The 4589-nt window shown below is 68.4% G+C and carries 5 protein-coding genes; 3 read left to right on the plus strand and 2 right to left on the minus strand.

All coding sequences use genetic code 11. From position 1 onward, the window contains the following. The 3 genes from ACXJKR_RS24855 to ACXJKR_RS24865 all read left to right on the plus strand — a co-directional run. Nucleotides 1-1507: glycoside hydrolase family 13 protein (locus ACXJKR_RS24855; protein WP_457325091.1), on the plus strand; the 1507-nt coding region annotated here is incomplete at its 5' end. Further along, complete coding sequence (locus ACXJKR_RS24860) at nucleotides 1504-2382, plus strand: aldo/keto reductase (protein WP_457325092.1); 879 nt, start codon at nucleotides 1504-1506, stop codon at nucleotides 2380-2382. The genes ACXJKR_RS24855 and ACXJKR_RS24860, both read left to right, overlap by 4 nt. Further along, complete coding sequence (locus ACXJKR_RS24865) at nucleotides 2364-3440, plus strand: hypothetical protein (RefSeq protein ID WP_457325093.1); 1077 nt, start codon at nucleotides 2364-2366, stop codon at nucleotides 3438-3440. Before ACXJKR_RS24860 ends, ACXJKR_RS24865 begins: the two co-directional genes overlap by 19 nt. A 20-nt stretch (nucleotides 3441-3460) precedes the next feature. On the opposite strand, the gene ACXJKR_RS24870 is transcribed toward ACXJKR_RS24865, so the two are convergent. Together ACXJKR_RS24870 and ACXJKR_RS24875 are read right to left on the minus strand one after the other, a co-directional pair. Beyond that, nucleotides 3461-4300: a PA4780 family RIO1-like protein kinase gene (locus ACXJKR_RS24870; protein WP_457325094.1), complete on the minus strand. Its 840-nt coding sequence runs from the start codon at nucleotides 4298-4300 to the stop codon at nucleotides 3461-3463. Between the two features lie 31 nt (nucleotides 4301-4331). Beyond that, nucleotides 4332-4589, minus strand: a 258-nt coding sequence (locus ACXJKR_RS24875) for a Rid family hydrolase (protein WP_457325095.1), incomplete at its 5' end; no start/stop codon positions are given.

Here is a 4589-nt window from a genome sequence, read left to right on the forward strand (position 1 = left end):
GGCCTGGGCCCAGGACATCGTCTACTACTACGTCTTCCCCGAGCGCTTCCGCAATGGCGACAAGGCCAACGATCCCCGCCCCGGCGGCGGCCGCCCGCAAGACCGCTACCAAGACCGCGACGTCGAGCGCCACGCCAGGTGGAACGAACGCCCGTTCAAACCCGGCACAGGCGACGGCTCGGACAAGCTCTACAACAACGACTTCTTCGGCGGCGACCTCGCCGGCATCATCGAAAAGCTCGACTACATCAAGAGCCTGGGGGCCAACGCCATCTACCTGACGCCGGTGTTCCGCGCGCCGAGCAACCACAAGTACGACGCGGCCGACTACAAGAACATCGACCCAGCCTTCGGCACGAATGATGACTTTGTGCGCCTGTGCGCGGAAGCCGCCAAGCGCGGCATCCGCGTCATCCCCGACACCTCGCTGAACCACGTCGGCGCGGACTCGCCCTACTTCAACCGCTTCTCCAATTTCCCCGCGGGCGGCGCCTTCGACGGCGGCAAGATCAACCCCGCCTCGCCGTATGCGAGCTGGTTCAAGTTCAAGCCCGAGGAGACTGACCCCAACAAGCAGTTCCAGGGCTGGGTCGGCGTGTCCGATCTGCCGGAGATCGACAAGAGCGCCCCGTCCTTTCGCGCCTACGCCTACCGCGACAAGGACTCGGTGACCAACCTCTGGCTGGACCGCGGCGCGGCCGGCTGGCGCATGGACGTGGCGCCCTGGGTGCCCGACGACTTCTGGCGCGAGTGGCGTCAGGCCGTCAAGGCCAAGAAGCCCGACGCGCTGACCGTCGCCGAGACCTGGTTCGATTCGTCGAAGTACTTCCTCGGCGACATGTTCGACTCRACGATGAACTACATCTTCCGCAACGCCGTGCTGGACTACGCCGCCGGCAAGAGCGGGAAGCTGATGGCCGCCAACCTGGAACTGATGCGCGAGGCCTACCCGGCGCAGTCCTTCTATGCGCTGATGAACCTGCTGTCGACCCACGACCAGCCGCGCGCCCTGCACCACTTCGGCGAGGACCGCGATCTGGCGCTGGCCAAGCAGCGCCTGCGCCTGGCCGTGTTCTTCCAGATGACCTACCCCGGCTCGCCGACCATCTACTACGGCGACGAAGTGGGCCTGGGCGGTGGCGACGACCCCTACAACCGCGCGCCCTACCCCTGGGCCGACGAAGGCGGCCAGTCCGACAACGCGCTGCTGGCCGACTTCAAGCGCTTGACCCAGCTGCGCCACGACCTGCCCGTGCTGCGCCACGGTCGCTTGAGCGAGCCGCTGCATGTCGACGACCACGTCGTCGTGCTGGCGCGCCAGGACGGCAAGACCTGGGCCATCACCGCCACCAACAACAGCGACAAGCCGCACACCGTCAGCATCGGCCTGCCCTTTCCGGCCGACCAGCTGCACGACGCGCTCGGCGGCCCCGCCGTGGCCGTGAAGAACGGCTGGATCCAACTCACCGTGCCGCCGCTGTTCGGCCGCGTCCTCATCACCCCATGATCCTGAACCCCCTCGGCCACACCGGCCTCAAGGTCTCCGCGCTGGGCTTCGGTGCGATGCACATCAACGACGAGCGCACGACCGAGGCTGAAGCCGGCGCCTTGCTGAACCATGTGCTGGACCTTGGCATCAACCTCGTCGACACCGCCCGCGGCTACGGCCTCAGCGAGGAGCGGATCGGCCGCCACCTCAACACGCGCCGTGCGGACTTCGTGCTGTCCACCAAGGTGGGCTACGGCGTCGAAGGCGTGCCGGACTGGACGTACGACTGCATCGTGYAGGGCGTCGAGCGCGCGCTGCGGCTGATGCAGACCGACTGGCTCGACATCGTCCACCTGCATTCATGCCCGCTGCATGTGCTGGAGCAAGGCGAGGTGACGCGCGCGCTGAACGACTGCCGTGCGAGCGGCAAGCTGCGCGTGGCCGCCTACTCGGGTGACAACGCCGAGATCGACTTCGCGATCGCCAGTGACGCCTTTGGCAGCCTGCAGACCTCGGTCAGCCTGTGCGACCAGGCGCATCTGCAGCACCGCGCCGCACGGGCCGACCATGCCGGCATCGGTGTCATCGCCAAACGCTCGCTGGCCGGCGCCGTCTGGCGCCATGCGCAGCGGCCGGATGACTTCGCAGAAGGCCAGTACTGGGACCGCTTCAAGGCCATGAGCCTGCCCGCGAAGGAAGACTGGGCTGACCTGGCCCTGCGCTTCGCGGCCTTCCACACGGGCGTTGCCAGCGCCATCGTCGGCACCGCCAAACCGGCCAACCTGCGCCGCAACATCGAAGCGATCTCGCGTGGACCGCTGCCAGCCGAACTGGTGGTCGCCGTCCGCGCGGCCTTCGACCAACATGGCGATGCATGGCCGGGCCTGATCTGACGCTGGACGAAGCGCGCCAGCGAACCAACCTGGCTTTCATCTCCAGTGGTGCCGAGTTCGCCTTTGGTGATGCGGCCGCGCTGCCCTTGCCGGTCGCGCAACTGAAGGCACTGAACGCCGACAGCCCCGGCGTTGAAGCCGTGCACAACGGCGGCTTGACCGCCGAGGTGCTGTGYCTCAACCACGCCGGCCAGCGCTGGGCCATCAAGCGCGCCCGCGCCGAATGCCGGGTGCGCAACCCCGACGGCCAGACATCCTTCCTGAACGAGCTGCAGCGCCACGCCGAGCTGGCCGGGCTGGGCTTGCCGGGCGTCGTCGCACCGGTCTTCGGCTCGCTGCGCGCCGGCCTCGTCGTGTCGCCCTGGATCGCCGGCCGCCACCCCGGTGTGCTGGACGAGCGCCAAGCCCGCGCGCTGCTGGAGGCCGGGTGCGCGCTGATCGAACACGGCTTCTTCGAGTGGGACTACAGCGCCGGCAATCTGCTGGACGACGGCGAACGTGTCTGGCTCTACGACTTCGGCTACTGCTACCGCTTCGATCCGCTGACGCAGTTCAACAGCGCCGGCCACGGCAGCGACTGCCCGCAGCACCACCCGGCCGAGCGCATCGAAGGCCGGCATCTGTTCGGCGCGCTGCTCGATGCCGGCGACGATGACGACGCCCTGCCGCACTACCTGGGCTTCAAGCGGCTGGCCGCCCAGGCCTATGAAGACCTCGCCAGCCGGCTGGCAGCGCGCGGCGCGACGGCGCGCGTGCTCGGCCACTATCGCGGCCTGGTCGAACGCTGGCGCCGTGCGCTGAGCCACCACCCCAGGCAGCTCTACTTGGCCGACGCTTGGCAGGCCCACCGCAGCGACCTTGACGACGACCTGCGCGGCCGCTCCTGCACGCCGCGCACCCTCACACGCGCCCGGTGGCTCCAGCGGGCGCTGGCAGCGCATGGGCCGGAGCTGCGGGCCGGTGGCGCCCTTTCGCCGCAAGACGCCCTGCTCGGGGACGCCGCCCTGCTGCTGCTGCTGCGCGAACAAGCGCTTGAGGCGCGGCGTTACCAGCTCTGACGCCGGCCGGAGCCGGCTCCTCAACTCATGCGCAGGACACGGGCTGCCTCTTCGAGCCGCGCGTCCTCGATCTCCCTCAACACGCCCGACAGGTCCACCTCGCCGCGCTTGTGCTCGTAGCGGCCCGTCAGCGGCATGCCGGGCACCAGCAAACCGGCAGCGTAGAGCGACCAGATCTCGGGGCCGTACTGCGTGGCCAGCAAGGCCGGCGCGTGCTGGCCGAAGAAGTTGCGCAGGTTGTTCACGTCGCGTATGAGCATGCGCGGCGCATGGTTGTTGCCGGCGGCGTCCACGGCCTGCGGCAGGTCGATGATGACCGGGCCATCGGCGGCCAGCAGCACGTTGAACTCGGACAGGTCGCCATGGATGACACCCGCGCAGAGCATGCGAACGACCTCGCCGATCAGCGTGTCGTGGTGCTGGCGCGCCTCGGCCGCGCTGAAGCTCAGGTCATTGAGCCGCGGTGCAGCGTCGCCGAACTCATCGGCCACCAGTYCCATCAGCAGCACGCCATCATGGAAGTTGTCGGGCCGCGGCACCCGCACGCCGGCCGCAGCCAGGCGGTAGAGCGCGTYGACCTCGGCGCTCTGCCACGCCGCCTCCTGCTGCTGGCGGCCGAAGGTCGTGCGCTTGGCCATCGCGCGCGCCTGCCGGCTGTTGCGGACCTTGCGGTTCTCGGTGTAGTCGACGGCCTGGCGGAAGCCCCGCTTGTTGGCCTCCTTGTAGACCTTGGCGGCACAGGTGTCATCGCCGCAGCGCACGACGTAGACATCGGCTTCCTTGCCGCTCTTCAGTTGCCTAACGACGCTGTCGATCAGGCCTTCATCAATCAGTGCCTGCAGGCGGGCGGGTGGTTTCATGGCGTCATTGTCGACGCGGGCGGGCCTGGTCTCAGGAGCCCAGCTTCTGCCCCGCCGAAACAGGCGCCGCGACGACCACCAGTTCGATCAACAACCCCGGCGCCAGGCCAGATTGGAAGCAGGCCCGCTGCGGCCAATGTTCGGGATGCGGCCCGATCCATGCCTGCCATTGCAGGTCGAAAGCATCCCGGTTGGCGATGTCGGTGAGGATGACCTGCAGCGACAGCAGGTGGGTGCGCGCCGAGCCGGCTTCCTGCAGATGCGCTTCRAGCATCTGCAGGCTTTGACG

This window comes from Roseateles sp. P5_E11 (assembly GCF_054049355.1).